1 protein-coding gene is annotated in these 761 nt (G+C 70.2%); it reads right to left on the reverse strand.

All coding sequences use genetic code 11. The features are described from left to right. Positions 1-751 (reverse strand): IS5 family transposase gene (locus IEY88_RS43910; protein ID WP_373294313.1). Its coding sequence is split into 2 segments (ribosomal slippage), with 752 coding nucleotides annotated over them: positions 1-406 and positions 406-751; the frame shifts between segments, so codons are not numbered across the junction. This gene is flagged as partial in the annotation. Positions 752-761: the final 10 nt, after the last annotated feature.

The following is a 761-nucleotide window of genomic DNA, read 5'->3' on the forward strand; positions in this document are numbered from 1 at the left end:
ATGGCTTGGTGAACGTCGGCTCGTCGTTCGGTGCGGACTCGGAGTCGCCGGAAGCCTTTGAGCCAGGCGAAGGTGCGCTCGACCGGCCAGCGAACCGTGCCCAGGCCGGAGCCGTGTTTGACGCCGCGGCGGGCGATGACGGGTGTGATGCCGCGGGCGCGGACCAGGTGCCGGTACTTGTCGTGGTCGTAGCCGCGGTCGGCGTAGATCCGGCGTGGCCGGCGACGTGGTTTGCCGACCACGCCGCGGATCGGCGGGATGGCGTCGATCAGCGGGATCAGCTGGGTGACGTCGTTGCGATGCCCGCCGGTGAGCGTGACAGCCAGGGGAATGCCGGTGGCATCGGTGATCAGGTGGTGCTTGGAGCCGGGCTTGCGCCGGTCGACCGGGCTCGGCCCCGTGTGGGCCCCCCTTTGAGAGCGCGCAGGTGAGTGGAGTCGACCAAGGCGGCGGACAGGTCCAGCAGCCCGGCGGCGCGCAGTTCGGCGAGCAGCAGCTCATGCAGCTGCTGCCAGACACCGGCCTCGTGCCACTCGGTCAGCCGCCGCCAGCAGGTCGAGCCCGAGGCGCCGAACAACGCGGCGGGCAGCCGATTCCAGCCGATGCCAGTGCGCACCGCGTAGAGGATGCCCTCCAACGCCGCCCGGTCATCGGCACGCCTACGACCCGGATAGCGGAAACGCCTCGGGGACACTGGGATCAATGGTTCCAGCCGAGCCCACAGCTCGTCGGTCAGGACCTCCTCACGCACGCCACGATCT

The sequence above is a fragment of the Lentzea pudingi genome (genome assembly GCF_014646255.1).
Lineage (GTDB): Bacteria > Actinomycetota > Actinomycetes > Mycobacteriales > Pseudonocardiaceae > Lentzea > Lentzea pudingi.